The sequence below is a fragment of the Cupriavidus sp. 09_S30 genome (genome assembly GCF_056930435.1).
Genome location: NZ_JBXOWI010000001.1, coordinates 1,190,136 through 1,206,105, shown reverse-complemented (window position 1 = coordinate 1,206,105; position 15,970 = coordinate 1,190,136). Strand labels below are relative to the sequence as shown.

Here is a 15,970-nt window from a genome sequence, read left to right as displayed (position 1 = left end):
GTCAGGCCTCGGTCAGCCTGGTGTCGGACACCAGCACGCCATCGGCGTCGGCGTAGATCCAGTTGCCGGGGCGCACCACCGCGCCTGGCATCTGCACGACCACCTCGCGCTCGCCGACGTTGCGCTTCTGGCTCTTCTGCGGATGCACGGCCAGCGCGCGCACGCCCACCTCGCAGGCATTGAGCTCATCCGTGTCGCGCACGCAGCCATTGACGAGGATGCCGGCCCAGCCGTTCTTGTCGGCCAGCTGGCCCAGGTTGCCGCCGACCAGCGCGCAACGCAGCGAACCGCCGCCGTCGACCACCAGCACTCGGCCGTTGCCCGGCGTTTCGAGCGCTTCGCGCACCAGCGAGTTGTCCTCGAAGACCTTGAGCGTCGCGGCCGGCCCGGCGAAGGCGGTGCGCTTGCCCAGGTGGCGGGCGAACACGGGCGCCAGCACGCGCAGCGTGCCGGCGGCGATGGCCGGCTCGTTGGCATCGCACAGATCGGTGGTGGCAAACTTCATGAAATGCTCCTGGACAGGGGTTGAATGATTCGGGTGGCGGCTTGGCCGCTTATGCGTCGCTTGTTCGTCGCTTGTTCGTCGCTTGTTCGTCGCTTATACGTCGCCACGGCCGGCGGCGATGGCCTGCTCGCGGATGGCGGTCAGGGTCGTGCGCGGCGTGATCATGTCGGGATCGACGCGCAGCTCGATCAGCGCCGGACGCCCGGCCGCCAGCGCCTCGCGCAGCGCAGGCTCGAAGGCGGCCGTCTCCGTCACCAGCGCCCCGTGCGCGCCATAGGCGCGCGCCAGCGCCGCGAAGTCGGGATTGCGCAGCTCCGTGCCGCTGACGTGGGCCGGGTACTCGCGCTCCTGGTGCATGCGGATGGTGCCGTACATACCGTTGTTGACGACGATGAAGACCACCGCGGCGTCATACTGCACCGCCGTGGCCAGCTCCTGGCCATTCATCAGGAAGCAGCCGTCGCCGGCCAGCGCCACCACCGTCCGCTGCGGGAACGCGATCTTGGCGCCGATCGCGGCGGGCACGCCATAGCCCATCGCGCCGCTGGTCGGCGCGAGCTGGCCGCGGCCGCCGGCGCGCAAGGGACGGTAGCGGAAATAGCGATGCAGCCAGCTGGCGTAGTTGCCGGCGCCATTGGTCACCACGGCGTCCGCGGGCAGCACGCGGTCGAGCGTCTTCACCACCGCCGCCATGTCCACGCCCTGCCCCGCGCCAGGCGCGCCGGCCGGCGGCTCGAGGTAGCGCTCGTAGTCGGCGTGCGCCGCCTCGGTCCAGGCGCGCCAGCGTGGCGCGGCTTGTGGCTCGAGCCGGGCCAGGCGTGCGGCGATGGCGGGCATCGAGGCCTGCACCATCAGGTCGGCCTGGTAGACACTGCCCAGTTCCTCGGCGCCGGCATGGATGTGGACCAGGGTCTGCGCCGGGCGCGGCGCCTGGATCAGCGTATAGCCGCCGGTGGTCATCTCGCCCAGGCGCGGCCCCACTGCCAGCAGCAGGTCGGCATGGCGGATGCGTTCGGCCAGCGCCGGGTTGATGCCAATGCCCACGTCGCCCGCGTAGTTCGCGTGGCGGTTGTCGAACAGGTCCTGCCCGCGGAAGGCGCAGCCCACCGGCAAGGCGAAGCGCTCGGCGAACTGTTCCATCTGCGCGCAGGCTTCGGGCGTCCAGCCACTGCCGCCCACCAGCAGGAAGGGCCGCTCGGCGTCCGCCAGCAGGCTGGCCAGGCGCGCAAGCTCGGCCTCGCCCGGCCAGCTCATCACGCGCTGGTAGGGCGCGGGCGGCGCCACCGCGGCGTGTCCGGTCAGCATGTCCTCGGGCAGCGCCAGCACGACGGGCCCGGGCCGGCCGGCGGTCGCCGTCTGGTAGGCACGCGCCACGTACTCGGGAATGCGCTCAACACGGTCGATCTGCGCCACCCACTTGGCCATCTGGCCGAACATGCGACGGTAGTCGATCTCCTGGAAGGCCTCGCGGTCCATGAAATCGGTGCCGACCTGCCCGATGAACAGGATCATCGGGGTGGAATCCTGGAAGGCGGTGTGCACGCCAATGCTGGCATTGGTGGCACCCGGCCCGCGCGTGCAGAAGGCCAGCCCCGGCTGCCCGGTCAGCTTGCCGTAGGCCTCGGCCATCACCGCCGCACCGCCCTCCTGGCGGCAAACGATGAAGCGCATCCGGTCGCGGCGGCGATGGAAGCCATCGAGCACCGCCAGGTAGCTCTCGCCCGGCACACCGAAGGCCAGGCGCGCGCCCTGGGCCAGCAAGGCATCCACGAGCAGGTGGCCGCCAAGTTCGGCGGCGGGCGGATCGGCGGGTTGGGCGGAGGAGATGGGGGAGATGGGGGCGGAGGCTGGCTGCGGCTGGGACATGGTGGCGGGCGGCAACAGGCAGAAAGAGGAAATCCGAACGGGCCGCGTCCGGCAGGCCGCCGCGCGTCCCTGGGCCGGGCGGTGCGCGTGGCGCGCCGCCCAAGCTCCACATCATAGTGGAAAACCGCGCCGTTCAGTCCGGATCCGGCGCGCCGCACCCGCCGGCTAGCCCGCTAGCTACATCTGGCGGAACAAATGGGCGTACTGCCGCGCCACCGCCAGCGTCTCGTCGCGGTGGCGCAGCTTGAGGGTGACCCTTCCCAGCGACTGGTTAACGGCGCTGGTCACGCAGTCGATGTTGACCACCGTACCGCGGTGGATCTGCCAGAAGCGCGCCGGATCGAGCTGTTGCATGAGTTCCCGCAGGCTGGTGCGGATCAGCGCCTCGCCGCTGACCGCGACCACATTGACGTACTTGTCGGTGGCCTCCAGGTAGATCACCTCGTCAACGGGAATGATGCGCACCTCCTGGCCCACCAGCGCCTTGATGAAACGCAGGTACTGTCCCGCCTGGTGCCCCGGCTGCGGCTGCGGGCGCTCGAGCGACTCCAGCCGCTCCAGCAACTGCGCGATGCGCTTGCTGTCGACCGGCGCCAGCGGCGGCTCGGCCGCGCCCTGCCCGGCCAGGCGGGCCTTGAGCCGCGCCACAGTGGCGGCCAGGCGCTCTGTCTGGACCGGCTTGAGCACATAGTCGACGGCGGCACGCTCGAAGGCTTCCACCGCGAACTGGTCGTAGGCGGTGACGAACACCACCAGCGGCGGCGGCTGCTCGGACTCGAGCAGCTCCCGCGCCACGTCCAGGCCGCTCATGCCCGGCATGCGGATATCCAGGAACGCCACCTGCGGGTGCTCGGCCCGCGCGGCCTCCAGCGCGGCCACGCCATCGTGAACGGTGGCCACCACCCGCGCTTCCGGCCACAGACGGCCCAGTTCGGCCTGCAGCACGCGCGCCAGCAATGGCTCGTCGTCGGCGATCAGCAAGGTGGGCGGTTGGACCATCGGCAGGGCTCCTCGTCGTTATCGGTATGCTTGTCGTGAGCGGCCGGCAAAAGCCGGGCCGGCGCGGTGCTGATTCAGGAACGCGTGGCGGCGTGCAGGGCGGCGCCCGCCTGCGGCGCGGCCGGTGCCGGCACCGACTGCGCCGGCAACTCGGGCGTGGCGTGCCGCCCCGGTTCCGTGGCATGGTGTGTGATCGGCAGCGTGAGCCGCACCACCACGCCGCGCGGGGAGTTTTCCTCGATCTGCATGGTGGCGCTGGCGCCGAAGATCCGCGCCAGGCGCTCGCGCACATGCGTCAGCCCCAGTCCCGAGCCCTTGGTACTGCTGTCGCCGAAACCGATGCCGGTATCGGCGATCGACACTTGCACCGTGTTGTCGCCGGCGGTGCGTGCCGACAGCACGATGCACCCGCCCATCATGCAGGGCTCGATGCCGTGGGTGACCGCGTTCTCCACCAGCGGCTGGATCAGCATCGGCGGGATCTCCACCTCGGCCAGCTCGGCCGGCAGTTCGAAAGCGTAGGACAGGCGCGTGCCAAAGCGCATGCCCTGGATATCCAGGTAGCTGCGCAGCAATTCAAACTCCTGGCGCAGCGTGCACTGCTCGGCCCGGGTATGCGCCAGCGAGGTCCGCAGGAAGCCGATCAGCCGCGACAGCAGCCGCCGCGCCGCCTTGGGATCGGTGGCGATCAGGCCATCGAGGTTGGCCAGCGAATTGAAGAGGAAGTGCGGCTCGATCTGCGCCTGCAGCGCCATCAACTGCGCGCGCACCAGTTGCTTCTCGGCCTCTTCGCGCTGCAGCGCGTCCAGCGCGGCGTGGCGCTCCAGGAAGGCCAGCTTCTCACGCGACCAGTAGAAATAGATCATGCTCGCCGACGCCAGCATGCCCACCACCAGGCTGATGCGCATCATTTCGCTGATCTCGCCCGGCGTCTTGGCCGGCAGGCCGAGCAGCACACGCGAGCTCCAGCTGCCGAAGATCACGCCGAGCGGCACGGCCGCGGCCGCCAGCAGCAGGAACGGCAGGCGACGCGGCTTGTCGTTCCACCACAGGAATACGCGGGGAATGTCGATCAGCAGCCAGATCGACAGGCCGATCAGTTGGCTGTAGACGAAGTTGTGCCAGAGGCTGCTGCCGGTCTGGAAGCCGTAGTTCAGGCTCAGCGCGATCACGGTATTCATGCAGAGCACGAAGGCCAGGTCGCGCAGCAGGATCGACAACCGGGACGGCACGGCAGGAACGAGGCAGGGTTTCATGACGTTTATCTTAACCGTGTCCTTGGCGAGCGCAATGGCAGGGGCGCGGCCGGCGCACACGCCACCCGCCCCGCGCAGTTGCCTTCAGCGCTCCGCGCCGGCCGCCGCACCGCGCCCTCGCAGCGCCCGCCACCAGCGCCCGCTCAGCACATAGCGGGGGAAGCTGATCCACTGCTCGGCCAGGATACGGGCCACGGCATCGCCCGGACCGGCGAACGGCTCGGGCGCGTGGCGTTCCAAGCGGTGGCCGCGCCCCTGCAGCGCCATCGACACCACGGCGCAGGCAAGGCCGAGGCCGCCGAGCGCCAGGCTCGCCCGCCAGACGCCGGCAATCAGCAACAGCGTGCCAGCCATGAACAGCGGCACTGCCACGATGTGCAGCAGCAGATTGCGCGGGTCCTGGTGGTTGCGGCCGTAGCCGCTCCACTGCCGGCGCAGCAGCGATGTGTCGCGCATGATCGGGTCACGCATGATCGGTCTCCTTGCAAGCGGTGCGCCAGCGACGCTTAGCGGCGGCGCATGCTGCGACGCAGCAGCAGCGCCACGCCCACGACCAGCAGCAGCACCGGCCACCACTGGTGCACGATGTAGCGCGGCAGCAGGCCGGCATTCTGCAGCAGGAACACACTGCCGAGCAGGATCAGGATCAAGGGGGCGATCAGCCCCCGGCGGTCGCGGCCGCGCTCGCTGTCTTCTCTCATATGCGCTCTCCTCGCACCGGCTTGCGCAAGCCATTTTTTCGCAAGCCGTTTTTTGTTGCGCTGCGACACCCCGCCCTTCCGGCCGGGCCCCGGGCGGATTGCGCCCCCTCACAGCGTGAACGCAATGTACGCTCGGCGGCGCCGTGGCGAAAGACGCGTGCGACGAACGGGCACAGGCCAGCGCCAATCGCCCGGGAATGAGAGCCAGCCGCCGCGCGCGCAGGGCCCGCAAACGGCACCGGGCAGCGAACGCAGGGCAGCAGAATCAGGCAGCCACGGCCTGGCGACCCGCCGCCTCGGTGAGCGCGGTGCTGACCGCGTCCGGCGACAGGTGGGGAGCGAACATATTGATGAAGGCGTGCGCGTAGCCACGCAGGTAGGCGCCACGGCGCACCGCCACGCTGGTGGTGTTGGGCTCGAACAGGTGGTCGGCCGAGATGCGGACCAGCCCGGCGTCCTTGCGTTCGTCGTAGGCCATCGAGGCAATGATGCCCACGCCAAGCTCCAGCTCGGCGTAGGTCTTGATCACGTCGGCGTCCATCGCGGTGAGGACGATCTCCGGCTGCAGGCCGGCCGCGGCGAAGGCGCCATCGATCTTGCGGCGCCCGGTGAAGCCCGCATCATAGGTGATGATGGGAAAGCCGGCGATGTCCTCCAGCGTCGGCTCGGGCAGCCGCGTGAGCGGATGCTCGGGCGACACCACCAGCACGTGCTGCCAGGTGTAGGCCTCGAAGGACGTCAGGCCGCCCTCGCTGGCCACCGCCTCGGTGGCGATGCCGATGTCGGCCTGGCCAGTCAGCAGCAGTTCGACGATATGGGCCGGAGAGGCTTCCTGGAGCGCCAGCGTCACATGCGGATAGGCGCGGCGGAAGGTCTGCACCACCTTGGGCAGCGCGTAGCGCGCCTGGGTGTGGGTGGTGGCTACAGTCAGCCTGCCCGTGTGGCGGCCGGCGAACTCATCGCCGGCCTGGCGCAGGTTCTCGGCCTCGAGCAGCAGCCGCTCGACGATGCGCACGATCTCGCGGCCCGGCTCGGTCAAGCCGGTCAGGCGCTTGCCGTAGCGCTCGAAGATCTCGACGCCCAGCTCTTCTTCCAGCTCGCGGATCTGACGGGACACGCCGGGCTGTGAGGTGTAGAGGGCATTGGCGACCTCGGTCAGGTTGAACTGGCGGCGCACCGCCTCGCGGATCGATCGTAGTTGCTGGAAATTCATCGTGCGACTCCCTGATTGGCGGCTCGCGCGCCACTTGCGCGCGCCGCGTTCTTGTCCTGTCCTGCGTCGCGCTGCACGAACACGCGCAGCTGGCGCGGGCGTACCGCGAGCAGCTCGCCCTCGCGGAAGCCCGCATGGCGAAAGCGCTCCAGCGGCAGGGCCGCCTCGATCACGCCCTGTTTGTCCTCGCGCTCCAGTTCCAGCTGGGCCACCGGCCCCAGCGCCAGCGCCCGGCGCAAGGTCACGGCGATGCCCTCGGCGCCCGGCGCATAGCGTTCCAGGTCGAGCTCGTGCGGGCGCGCATAGGCCACGGCCTCGCTGCCGTTCTCGTGGTGCAACTCGTAGCCGCCCGCCACCACCGGCAGCGATGCGTCACCGGTGTGCAGCACGCCGCCGCCAGCCCCGACTTCCAGGCGGCCGTGGAACAGGTTCACATTGCCCAGGAAGCCGAACACGAAGGGCGTGGCCGGATGGTTGTAGACCGCCTCCGGCGCGCCCACCTGCTCCACCTGCCCCCGGTTCATCAGCACCACCTGGTCGGCCACTTCCAATGCCTCTTCCTGGTCGTGCGTGACGAAGACGCTGGTCACATGCAGCTCGTCGTGCAGGCTGCGCAGCCAGCGGCGCAGTTCCTTGCGCACCTTGGCGTCGAGCGCGCCGAAGGGCTCATCGAGCAGCAGCACGCGCGGCTCCACCGCCAGCGCGCGGGCCAGCGCGATGCGCTGGCGCTGGCCACCGGAGAGCTGGGTCGGATAGCGATCGGCCAGCCAGTCGAGCTGCACCAGTTCCAGCAGCGCGCGCACCTTCTCGCGAATCTGCGCCTCGCCCGGCCGCTCGGCGCGCGGCTTCACGCGCAGGCCGAAGGCGACGTTCTCGAATACCGTCATGTGCTTGAACAGCGCGTAGTGCTGGAAGACGAAACCCACATTGCGCTGCCGCACGTGCTGCTGCGAGGCATCGTTGCCCGACAGCAGGATCTGGCCGGCATCGGCACGCTCCAGGCCGGCGATGATGCGCAGCAGCGTGGTCTTGCCGCAGCCGGAGGGGCCCAGCAGCGCCGTCAGCTCGCCCTCGGCGAAATCGAGCGATACCTTGTCGAGCGCGACGAAATCCCCGAAGCGCTTCTCCACGTTCCTGACCTGAATGCTCATGATGCCCGTCCTTGTCCCGAGGCTTGCAGCGCGCCGGCCGGCTCTGGCGCAGCGACTTGGTTTTCCCTGGCGGCGCGCGCCTCGACCAGCGTCTTGATGCCCAGCGTGACCAGGGCCAGCAGCGTCAGCAGCGAGGCCACCGCGAACGCCGCGGCGAAGTTGTACTCGTTGTAGAGGATCTCGACGTGCAGTGGCATGGTGTTGGTGAGCCCGCGGATATGGCCCGACACCACCGACACCGCGCCGAATTCGCCCATGGCCCGCGCATTGCACAGGATCACGCCGTACAGCAGGCCCCAGCGGATATTGGGCAGCGTGATGTGGCGGAAGGTCTGCCAGCCGGAGGCGCCGAGCACGATCGCGGCCTCCTCTTCCTCGCTGCCTTGCGCCTGCATCAGCGGGATCAGCTCGCGCGCGACGAAGGGAAAGGTGACGAAGATGGTGGCCAGCACGATGCCCGGCACCGCGAACATGATCTTGATGTCGTGCGCCTCCAGCCACGGCCCCAGCCAGCCCTGCGCGCCGAACAGCAGCACGTAGACCAGCCCGGAGATCACCGGCGAGACCGAGAACGGCAGATCGATCAGCGTGATCAGCAGGCTCTTCCCGCGGAACTCGAACTTGGCGATGGCCCAGGCCGCGGCGACGCCGAATACCAGGTTCAGCGGCACGGCGATGGCGGCAACAGTCAGCGTGAGCTGGACCGCGGACAAGGCGTCGGGCTCGGCCAGCGAGTCCCAGTAGGTCTGCACGCCCTTGCGCAGCGCTTCGTAAAAGACCGAAGCCAGCGGCACGAAGAGGAACAACGCCAGGAAGATCACCGCCACGGCGATCAGCGTGCGCCGCACCCAGGGCGCCTCGCCGGTGGCATCGTGGAGGGCGGCGGGCTGGCGCGCGCCGAGCCGGCCCGCCAGAGAATTTGCGCTTGCGCCGGCCATCTCAGTGCTCCCCCTGTGTGCCGGGCGCGGCCGTCACGACGCCCAGGCCGGACTGGTGGCGGCGGGTCCAGGCCTGCAGCACGTTGATCAGCAGCAGCAACGCGAACGAGATCACCAGCATCACCACGGCCACCGCGGTGGCGCCGGCATAGTCATACTGCTCCAGCTTCGAGTAGATCATCAGCGGCGCGATCTCGGAGACCATCGGCATATTGCCGGAGATGAACACCACCGAACCGTATTCGCCGGTGCCGCGCGCGAACGAGAGCGCAAAGCCGGTCAACAGTGCTGGCAGGATGGTCGGCAGGATCACGCGCCAGAAGGTCTGCAGGCGGGTAGCGCCGAGGCTCGCGGCCGCCTCTTCCAGCTCCTGCTCCACGTCCTCCAGCACTGGCTGCACCGTGCGCACCACGAAGGGCAGGCCGATGAAAGTCAGCGCCACCACCACCCCCAGCGGCGTGAAGGCGACCTTGACGCCGAGCGGCTCCAGCCAGCGGCCGATCCAGCCGTTGCCGGCGAACAGCGCGGTCAGCGCGATGCCCGCCACCGCCGTGGGCAGCGCGAACGGCAGGTCGACCAGGGCGTCGATCAGCCGCTTGCCCGGAAAGCGGTAGCGCACCAGCACCCAGGCCACCACCAGGCCGAACAGCGTATTGACGAGCGCCGCGATCAGCGAGGCGCCGAAAGACAGCTGCAGCGACGCCACCACGCGCGGCGCGCTGACCGTCGTCCAGAAGGCTTCCCAGCTCATGGTGAAGGTCTTCAGGAAGGCAGCCGACAGCGGGATCAGGACGATCAGCGTCAGGTAGAACAGCGTGAAGCCCAGCGACAGCCCGAAGCCCGGCAGGACGGTGAAGCGCTGGCTGACGCGCTTGCGGCTGCCGCGCGGGGCGGTGCGCGGGGCGTCCGGCTGCGCTGGTGGCGGGTCATCCGCCAGGGTCAGGGAAGAAGGCATGTCGTCTCGTCTGCTGGAGCCCGGCTGCCGTCTACGCGGCTGGCCGGGCCAGGGCTCTGTTATGACGCCAGCGCATGGCGCGCCAGCCTACGAGACAAATTCTGAAGATCGTTCCTTATAAACAGAACGAATATTTGCGTATTTCTTTAATCGGATTAGATATAAGGAACGGTCGGCAGCACTTCCACACCCGACTCCCACGGCCCCGACCTGCCCTCGGAAGAGAGGACGCCCGCTTCTGCCGCATCGATCCGCTGCAGCAGGGTGCCGAGCAGCCCCAGCCCCACCGGCCAGTCTTCCAGGCCGGAATCAGCATTGATGTGACCCCGGAACCCCGCGTCTACCAGTTCGCAGCCCCACAGGGTGCCCCAGCTGAACGCGGTGCGCTGCGGCATCCAGGGATCGTCGCGGCTCGCGACCAGGAGTGAGGGAAAAGGCAGACGCGAGACGGGCAACAGCCCGCCCACGCCGAACTTGTCGGGATCGGCCGGCGCCACCAGCAGCAGCCCGGCGATGCCGGACGGGTCCAGCGCCGCCAGCCGCAGCGCGGCGAGGCAGCCGAAGCTGTGCGCCACCAGCACCGCGCCGCGCGGTGCCACGCGGTGCGCCCGCGTCACGCCATCGGAGACGCGCTCGGCCCACAGCGCCAGGCTGGGACGCGACCAGTCATCCTGCTCGATGCGCTGCCAGCCTGGAAAGCGCTGCTCCCAGCGGCTCTGCCAGTGCCCCGGCCCGCTGCCGTGCAGGCCCGGGACGGTCAGGACCTGCAAACCCTTGGGCACGTCCAGCCGGGCCTCGTCGAGCGCCGGGCGGCCCGCCGCTTTGCTGCCTTCCTGCGTGGTAACTCGGTTCATGCCTGCTTCCTTTCGGCCCCGGGCCGTCAACTTTGCACCAGCGGCGAGGCGTCGCGCAGCCCGCGCACAGTCACGGCCTCCCCGGTGTAGCTTCCCTGCCCCAGCGCAATGCCGGCGGCCTGCAAGCGCTCCACGGACAGCGCATCCTGCAGCCGCCGCCCGATCAGCGTGACGCCGGCATTGCTGGCGCTGGCGTGCAGGCCGGCGAGTTGCCGGTCGGTCCAGAGCCTGCGCATGTCCAGCTTGAGCCAGTCGGGCAGCGCATGCGCCAGCAGCGCGCCCGCCTCGGCCGGATCGGAGGCCTGCAGGCTCACGGCGAAGCCGTTGCGCCGGTAGTTGCCCACCACGTGCAGCAGCAGCGGCAGGTCGTCGTTGGCGCTGGCCGGCACCTGGATCACGAAGCGGTCCAGCGGCAGGCCCAGCGAATACAGCGCGCGCCGGAAGGCGGCGCCATGGTCGTCGGCAACCGCGGCCAACAGGCGGTTGTGCACATTGAGCACCAGCCTGCCGTTGCCGGCGGCGGCGAAATAATTGACGGCGTGCACCAGCCGCGACAGGCGGTCGAGTGAGACCAGCGAGTCATCGTCGGCTGCCATGGCGAACAGCTTCCAGGCGGCCAGGCCGACGTCGTCGCCGTGCGCGCCGTCGCCGCCATAGGTCCGGATCGAACCTTCGTGCGCCACCACCTGGCGGTCGGCCAGGCTGACCAGCGGCTCGAATACGCTGGTCAGCGAGCACTGGTAGAACTGGCCTTGCACCTGGCCGCGGGCGTCTCGCCACAGCGTGCGCCCGGACCCGGGCTGGCGCGGCAGGGTGTCGATATAGCGTGCAAGCGCGCTTGCCAGCGCGCCGGATTCGATCTCGCTTGCCATTGCGTTTTCCTTGCGCAAATTCCCGCCTGGCGCGCCGGGGATGGCCGCCGCGCCAGGCGATTGCGTCACAGCTTGGCCACGGAGACCTCGGTGGCCTTGACCAGCGCGACGACGTCGCTGCCGATGGTCAGGCCGAGGTCCTTGACCGAGCGCGTGGTGATGACCGAGGTGACGATGCCCGCCGGTGTCTGCACGTCCACCTCGGAGACCACGGGCCCCTCGATGATGGCGGCGACCTTGCCGCGGAACTGGTTGCGTACGTTGATGGCCTGAATGCTCATGATAGAAGCTCCTGCGCGAGAAAGAATGAAGGAAAGTTGAAGGAAAGTGAAAGTGCATGAAAAGCGCGGGACGCGACCTGGCCGGGCACGAACCGCATGGCGGCTACACCGCCCAGCGCACCGACTCCACGCTGTGTAGCAATGACCAGTCGGCGCTCGCTTCCTGCCCGTGCGCGCATGGCGCATCCTGGCCGTCGCCCGGCGCATGCCGCATCACGCGACGCAGTACCGCATCCTCGAACTCCGCAAAGGCCGCCGAGCCGCGCTGGCGCGGCCGTGCCAGCGTCACGCTGCGGTCCAGCGCGATGCGGCCGTCCTCGATCAGCACCACACGGTCGGCCAGCGCCACGGCCTCCGACACATCGTGCGTGACCAGCAGCGCGGTAAAGCCGAGCTTGCGCCACAGCGACTCGATCAATGCCTGCATCTCGATGCGGGTCAGCGCATCCAGCGCGCCAAGCGGCTCATCGAGCAAGAGCAGGCGCGGGTGGTGCGCCAGGGCACGCGCGAGCGCCACGCGCTGGCGCTGGCCGCCGGACAGCCGCGCGGGCCATTCGCCGGCGCGGTCCGCCAGCCCCACCTGGGCGAGCACGCCCTCGGCCTCGGCACGCCGCTCGCGCGGCAGCCCGAGCGCCACGTTGTCCAGCACCCGCTTCCAGGGCAGCAGGCGCGAGTCCTGGAACATCACGCGAATCGCGGGCTGCAGCGCAAGGCCTGGCGCACCATCCAGCGTGATACCGCCCGCATCGGCCTGCTCCAGCCCCGCCACCAGACGCAGCAGCGTGCTCTTGCCGCAGCCGCTGCGGCCCACGATGGCAAGGAACTCGCCCGGCGCGGCCCGCAGCTCCACGCCATGCAGCACCTCGCGCCCGTTGTAGCGCTTGACCACCTGTTCGACGCGCAGCGCCACGCCGCTGGCGCCGGCTCGCCCGCTCTCCTGCGCTGCGTTTGCGCGCTGCTGCGTGCGCGCCTCCAGCAAGGCCAGCGCCGCCTGTTCGATCGGATTGCTCTGCATACTTCCTCCTTTTGCTCCAGGCGGACTTCAGGCGGACTGGTAGCCGGGATGCCAGCGCAGCCAGAACCGCTCCAACCCGCGCGACAGCGTGTCGGCCAGCTTGCCGAGCAGTGCGTAGAGCAGGATGCCCACCAGCACGACGTCGGTCTGCAGGAACTCGCGCGCGTTCATCGTCATGTAGCCGATGCCGGACTGCGCCGAAATGGTCTCGGCCACGATCAGGATCACCCACATCAGGCCCAGCGAAAAACGCACGCCCACCAGGATGCTGGGCAAGGCGCCGGGCAGGATCACCTCGCGGTACAGGCGCCAGCCGGACAAGCCGTAGCTGCGGGCCATCTCCACCAGCCCTGCATCGACCGCACGGATGCCGTGGTAGGTGTTCAGGTAGAGCGGGAAGAACACGCCCAGCGACACCAGGAAGAGCTTGGCGCTCTCGTCGATGCCGAACCACAGGATCACCAGCGGGATCAGCGCCAGCGGCGGGATGTTGCGCACCATCTGCAGCGTGCTGTCGAGCAGGGTCTCGGCCGCGCGGAAGGTGCCGGTCAGCAGGCCCAGCACGAGGCCCAGGCCGCCGCCGATGGCGAAGCCCGCTAGTGCGCGCCAGGTGCTGATCCACACGTGCTGCCACAGTTCGCCCGACACGGCCAGCCCCCAGGCCGCCTCGGCCACCGCCAGCGGCGCGGGCAAGACACGATTGGACAGCCAGCCGGCCTGCGCAGCGAGCTGCCACATGATCACCAGCAGCACCGGCACCACCCAGGGCAAGCCGGCCCGCAGCAACGCAAGCGCCCTGCTTGCTTGCAGGCGGCGCGGCGGTGGAACCAGAGGAGCGGACATGGCGGTCCCCTTCAGCTCTGTGCCGCGCGCGGCACGATGCCGGTGGCCATCACTTCGCCGAAGGGGCCCGACAGCACCTTGCCCGGCAGCTTGTCGCGCACCGAGCGCGGCAGCAAGGGGAATACCAGTTCGGCGAAGCGGTAGGCCTCCTCCAGATGCGGATAGCCCGACAGCACGAAGGTGTCGATGCCGAGTTCCGCATATTCCGCCATGCGCGCGGCCACGGTCTCGGGATCGCCCACCAGGGCCGTGCCCGCCCCGCCGCGCACCAGGCCCACGCCCGCCCACAGATTGGGGCTGATCTCCAACGCCTCCCGTGTGCGCCTGGCGGCGCCGCCGGCGTGCAGCGCGGCCATGCGGCGCTGCCCTTCGGAGTCCATCCTGGCGAACACCGCCTGCGCGCGCGCCACCGTTTCGTCGTCCAGCTTGCCGATCAGTTCGTCGGCCGCCGCCCATGCCGCGGCCTCGCTTTCGCGCACGATCACGTGCAGGCGGATGCCGAACGTCACGCTGCGGCCGTGTCGCGCGGCCTGCGCACGCACGTCGGCGATCTTCTGCGCCACCGCCTCGGGCGGCTCGCCCCAGCTCAGGTAGGTTTCGACCTGTTCGCCGGCCAGCGCATGCGCCGCGGCCGAGGAGCCGCCGAAGTACACCGGCGGATGCGGTTTCTGCAGCGGGGGATAGAGAACCTTCGCGCCCTTCACGCGCAGGTGCTTGCCCTCGAAGCTGATCTCGCCACCCTCGTGGCTGGCGGCCAGCACTTCGCGCCAGATGCGGATGAACTCGGCCGAGGCTTCGTAGCGCCCGGCGTGATCGAGGAACAGGCCATCGCCCTCCAGTTCCGCCACGTCACCGCCGGTCACGAGGTTGACCAGCAGCCGGCCACCGGAAATGCGGTCGAAGGTGGCGGCCATGCGCGCGGCCAGCGTCGGCGTCATCAGGCCCGGGCGCACGGCCACCAGGAAGCGCAGCCGGCGCGTGACCGCCGCCAGCGCCGAAGCGGTCACCCAGGGGTCTTCGCAGGAGCGGCCGGTGGGAATCAGCACCCCTTCATAGCCCAGCGTATCGGCCGCCACGGCGATCTGCTTCAGGTAGTCGAAATTGACCTCGCGCGCGCCGTCGGAGGTGCCGAGGTAGCGGCTGTCGCCGTGGGTGGGAATGAACCAGAAAACCTGCATGTTCTTGCCTCTCTCTTTGTTCCGGATGCGTTGATGGCGTCGTCAGCGCTGTGCCTGCTGTGTCTGTTGCGCCTGTTGCCAGCTTGCGTCGGCTACCTTGATCGCCTTGGGGATCAGCTTGAGCCCGTGGAACACATCGGCGATGCGTTGCTGTTCGGCCAGCACCTCGGGAGTCACCGGCTTCGCGCCATAGGCGAAACGTGCGACCGCGAGGTCGACCACGGCAGGCTCCAGCCCGAGCTCGCCGGTCAGCACTGACGACGCAGCCTGCGGGTTCTTTGTGGCCCAGGCACCCAGCGCGCCCAGTTCGTCCAGGATCAGCTTGACCACGTCCGGCCGCGCCTGGGCATAGGCGCGCGAGGCCAGGTAGAACTGGTGATCGCTGACGACATTGCGGCCGTCGGCCAGGACGCGTGCCCCGAGCTGCGTCTGCGCCGCGGCCAGGAACGGATCCCAGATCACCCAGGCGTCGACCGCGCCGCGCTCGAAGGCGGCACGCGCGTCGGCGGGCGCCAGGTAGACCGGCTGGATCTCGCCGTAGGGCACGCCCGCCTTCTCCAGCAGGCGCACCAGCAGGTAGTGGACGTTGGAGCCCTTGTTCAGCGCCACGCGCTTGCCGCGCAGGTCGGCCACTCTCTGGATGGCGGAAGCGCGCGGCACCACGATGGCCTCGGCGGCCGGGGCAGGCGGCTCGTTGCCGATATAGGCCAGCTGCGCGCCGGCGGCCTGGGCGAAGATAGGCGGCGCCTCGCCCACCGTGCCGAAGTCGATCGAACCGACGTTCAGCCCCTCCAGCAACTGCGGACCGGCCGGGAATTCCGTCCACTTCACCGCGATGCCGAGCGGAGCGAGGCGCTGCTCCAGCGTGCCGCGTGCCTTGAGCAGGGTCAGCGTGCCGTATTTCTGGTAGCCGATGCGCAGCTGCTTGGGGTTGATGGTCTGCGCGCCGGCCTGGCCGGCCAGCAGGCCGCAGGCAAGGCCGACGGCGGCCACCAGTGCCGCCGTCGGCAGGCGGCGGGGCCGATTCACAAAGGCGGGCAGGCGCGGCGCGCCGGCAAGGTTCGAGCTTGAGGTCATCTGTTCCACTTCCTGGTTCTGACTTCTGTTTGGGATTGCCGCATGGGGCCGGCGCACTTGCCGGCGCAGACGCGGCCGCCCTCCTGCAGCCCGTTTGGGCCGCATGGGCATGGCGTTGCATGGTTGGGGGCGGCGCGCGGCGGCGCCGTTCAGGTCAGGCGGGACATCGCTCGCGCTGGCCGGCCGGGAGCTTGGGCATCGGGCTTCCTTCTGATTGGGCCGCGGGCTCCGGCGAGAACGGGACCCGCAAGCTGGTCTTGTGCTCA

At 69.6% G+C, this 15,970-nt stretch carries 17 protein-coding genes; all 17 read right to left on the bottom strand.

The window, feature by feature from the left end; all coding sequences use genetic code 11:
* Nucleotide 1: 1 nt before the first annotated feature.
* Complete coding sequence (rraA, locus tag AC1Z3O_RS05665) at nucleotides 2–505, bottom strand: ribonuclease E activity regulator RraA (RefSeq protein ID WP_483514220.1); 504 nt, start codon at nucleotides 503–505, stop codon at nucleotides 2–4.
* 93 nt (nucleotides 506–598) lie between these two features.
* The gene (locus AC1Z3O_RS05660; protein WP_483514218.1) at nucleotides 599–2,371 is read right to left on the bottom strand and encodes a thiamine pyrophosphate-binding protein; all 1,773 of its coding nucleotides are present in this window, start codon (nucleotides 2,369–2,371) and stop codon (nucleotides 599–601) included.
* Nucleotides 2,372–2,548: 177 nt separating this feature from the next.
* Nucleotides 2,549–3,370 (bottom strand): LytR/AlgR family response regulator transcription factor, encoded by an 822-nt coding sequence (locus AC1Z3O_RS05655; RefSeq protein WP_483514216.1) that lies wholly within the window; start codon nucleotides 3,368–3,370, stop codon nucleotides 2,549–2,551.
* Nucleotides 3,371–3,444: 74 nt separating this feature from the next.
* On the bottom strand, nucleotides 3,445–4,626 hold the full coding sequence (locus tag AC1Z3O_RS05650; RefSeq protein WP_483514215.1) for a sensor histidine kinase: 1,182 nt from the start codon (nucleotides 4,624–4,626) through the stop codon (nucleotides 3,445–3,447).
* 84 nt (nucleotides 4,627–4,710) lie between these two features.
* Nucleotides 4,711–5,097: an Mpo1-like protein gene (locus tag AC1Z3O_RS05645; RefSeq protein ID WP_483514213.1), complete on the bottom strand. Its 387-nt coding sequence runs from the start codon at nucleotides 5,095–5,097 to the stop codon at nucleotides 4,711–4,713.
* A 35-nt stretch (nucleotides 5,098–5,132) separates the two neighbouring features.
* Nucleotides 5,133–5,327 (bottom strand): LiaI-LiaF-like domain-containing protein, encoded by a 195-nt coding sequence (locus AC1Z3O_RS05640; RefSeq protein WP_483514211.1) that lies wholly within the window; start codon nucleotides 5,325–5,327, stop codon nucleotides 5,133–5,135.
* Nucleotides 5,328–5,592: 265 nt separating this feature from the next.
* Nucleotides 5,593–6,540: a CysB family HTH-type transcriptional regulator gene (locus tag AC1Z3O_RS05635; protein WP_483514210.1), complete on the bottom strand. Its 948-nt coding sequence runs from the start codon at nucleotides 6,538–6,540 to the stop codon at nucleotides 5,593–5,595.
* Nucleotides 6,537–7,691: a sulfate/molybdate ABC transporter ATP-binding protein gene (locus AC1Z3O_RS05630; protein ID WP_483514208.1), complete on the bottom strand. Its 1,155-nt coding sequence runs from the start codon at nucleotides 7,689–7,691 to the stop codon at nucleotides 6,537–6,539. The genes AC1Z3O_RS05635 and AC1Z3O_RS05630 overlap by 4 nt, the downstream gene beginning before the upstream one ends.
* Nucleotides 7,688–8,629, bottom strand: a complete 942-nt coding sequence (gene cysW, locus AC1Z3O_RS05625; protein WP_483514206.1) for a sulfate ABC transporter permease subunit CysW — start codon at nucleotides 8,627–8,629, stop codon at nucleotides 7,688–7,690. The genes AC1Z3O_RS05630 and cysW overlap by 4 nt, the downstream gene beginning before the upstream one ends.
* Nucleotide 8,630: 1 nt before the next feature.
* Complete coding sequence (cysT, locus tag AC1Z3O_RS05620) at nucleotides 8,631–9,584, bottom strand: sulfate ABC transporter permease subunit CysT (RefSeq protein ID WP_483514204.1); 954 nt, start codon at nucleotides 9,582–9,584, stop codon at nucleotides 8,631–8,633.
* A 155-nt stretch (nucleotides 9,585–9,739) separates the two neighbouring features.
* Nucleotides 9,740–10,438 (bottom strand): RBBP9/YdeN family alpha/beta hydrolase, encoded by a 699-nt coding sequence (locus AC1Z3O_RS05615; protein ID WP_483514202.1) that lies wholly within the window; start codon nucleotides 10,436–10,438, stop codon nucleotides 9,740–9,742.
* 26 nt (nucleotides 10,439–10,464) lie between these two features.
* Entirely contained in the window at nucleotides 10,465–11,310 is an 846-nt protein-coding gene (locus AC1Z3O_RS05610; RefSeq protein WP_483514200.1) for an EAL domain-containing protein, read from the bottom strand.
* Nucleotides 11,311–11,375: 65 nt separating this feature from the next.
* Nucleotides 11,376–11,591: a TOBE domain-containing protein gene (locus tag AC1Z3O_RS05605; protein ID WP_071013679.1), complete on the bottom strand. Its 216-nt coding sequence runs from the start codon at nucleotides 11,589–11,591 to the stop codon at nucleotides 11,376–11,378.
* Between the two features lie 103 nt (nucleotides 11,592–11,694).
* Nucleotides 11,695–12,606 (bottom strand): ATP-binding cassette domain-containing protein, encoded by a 912-nt coding sequence (locus AC1Z3O_RS05600; protein ID WP_483514198.1) that lies wholly within the window; start codon nucleotides 12,604–12,606, stop codon nucleotides 11,695–11,697.
* Between the two features lie 27 nt (nucleotides 12,607–12,633).
* A complete protein-coding gene (ssuC, locus tag AC1Z3O_RS05595) occupies nucleotides 12,634–13,449 on the bottom strand; it encodes an aliphatic sulfonate ABC transporter permease SsuC (protein ID WP_483514197.1) in 816 nt (271 codons plus the stop codon).
* Nucleotides 13,450–13,460: 11 nt separating this feature from the next.
* Nucleotides 13,461–14,627, bottom strand: coding sequence for an FMNH2-dependent alkanesulfonate monooxygenase (gene ssuD, locus AC1Z3O_RS05590; protein ID WP_483514195.1), 1,167 nt, complete (start codon nucleotides 14,625–14,627; stop codon nucleotides 13,461–13,463).
* Nucleotides 14,628–14,669: 42 nt separating this feature from the next.
* Nucleotides 14,670–15,704, bottom strand: coding sequence for a sulfonate ABC transporter substrate-binding protein (locus AC1Z3O_RS05585; protein ID WP_483514193.1), 1,035 nt, complete (start codon nucleotides 15,702–15,704; stop codon nucleotides 14,670–14,672).
* Between the last annotated feature and the right edge of the window lie 266 nt (nucleotides 15,705–15,970).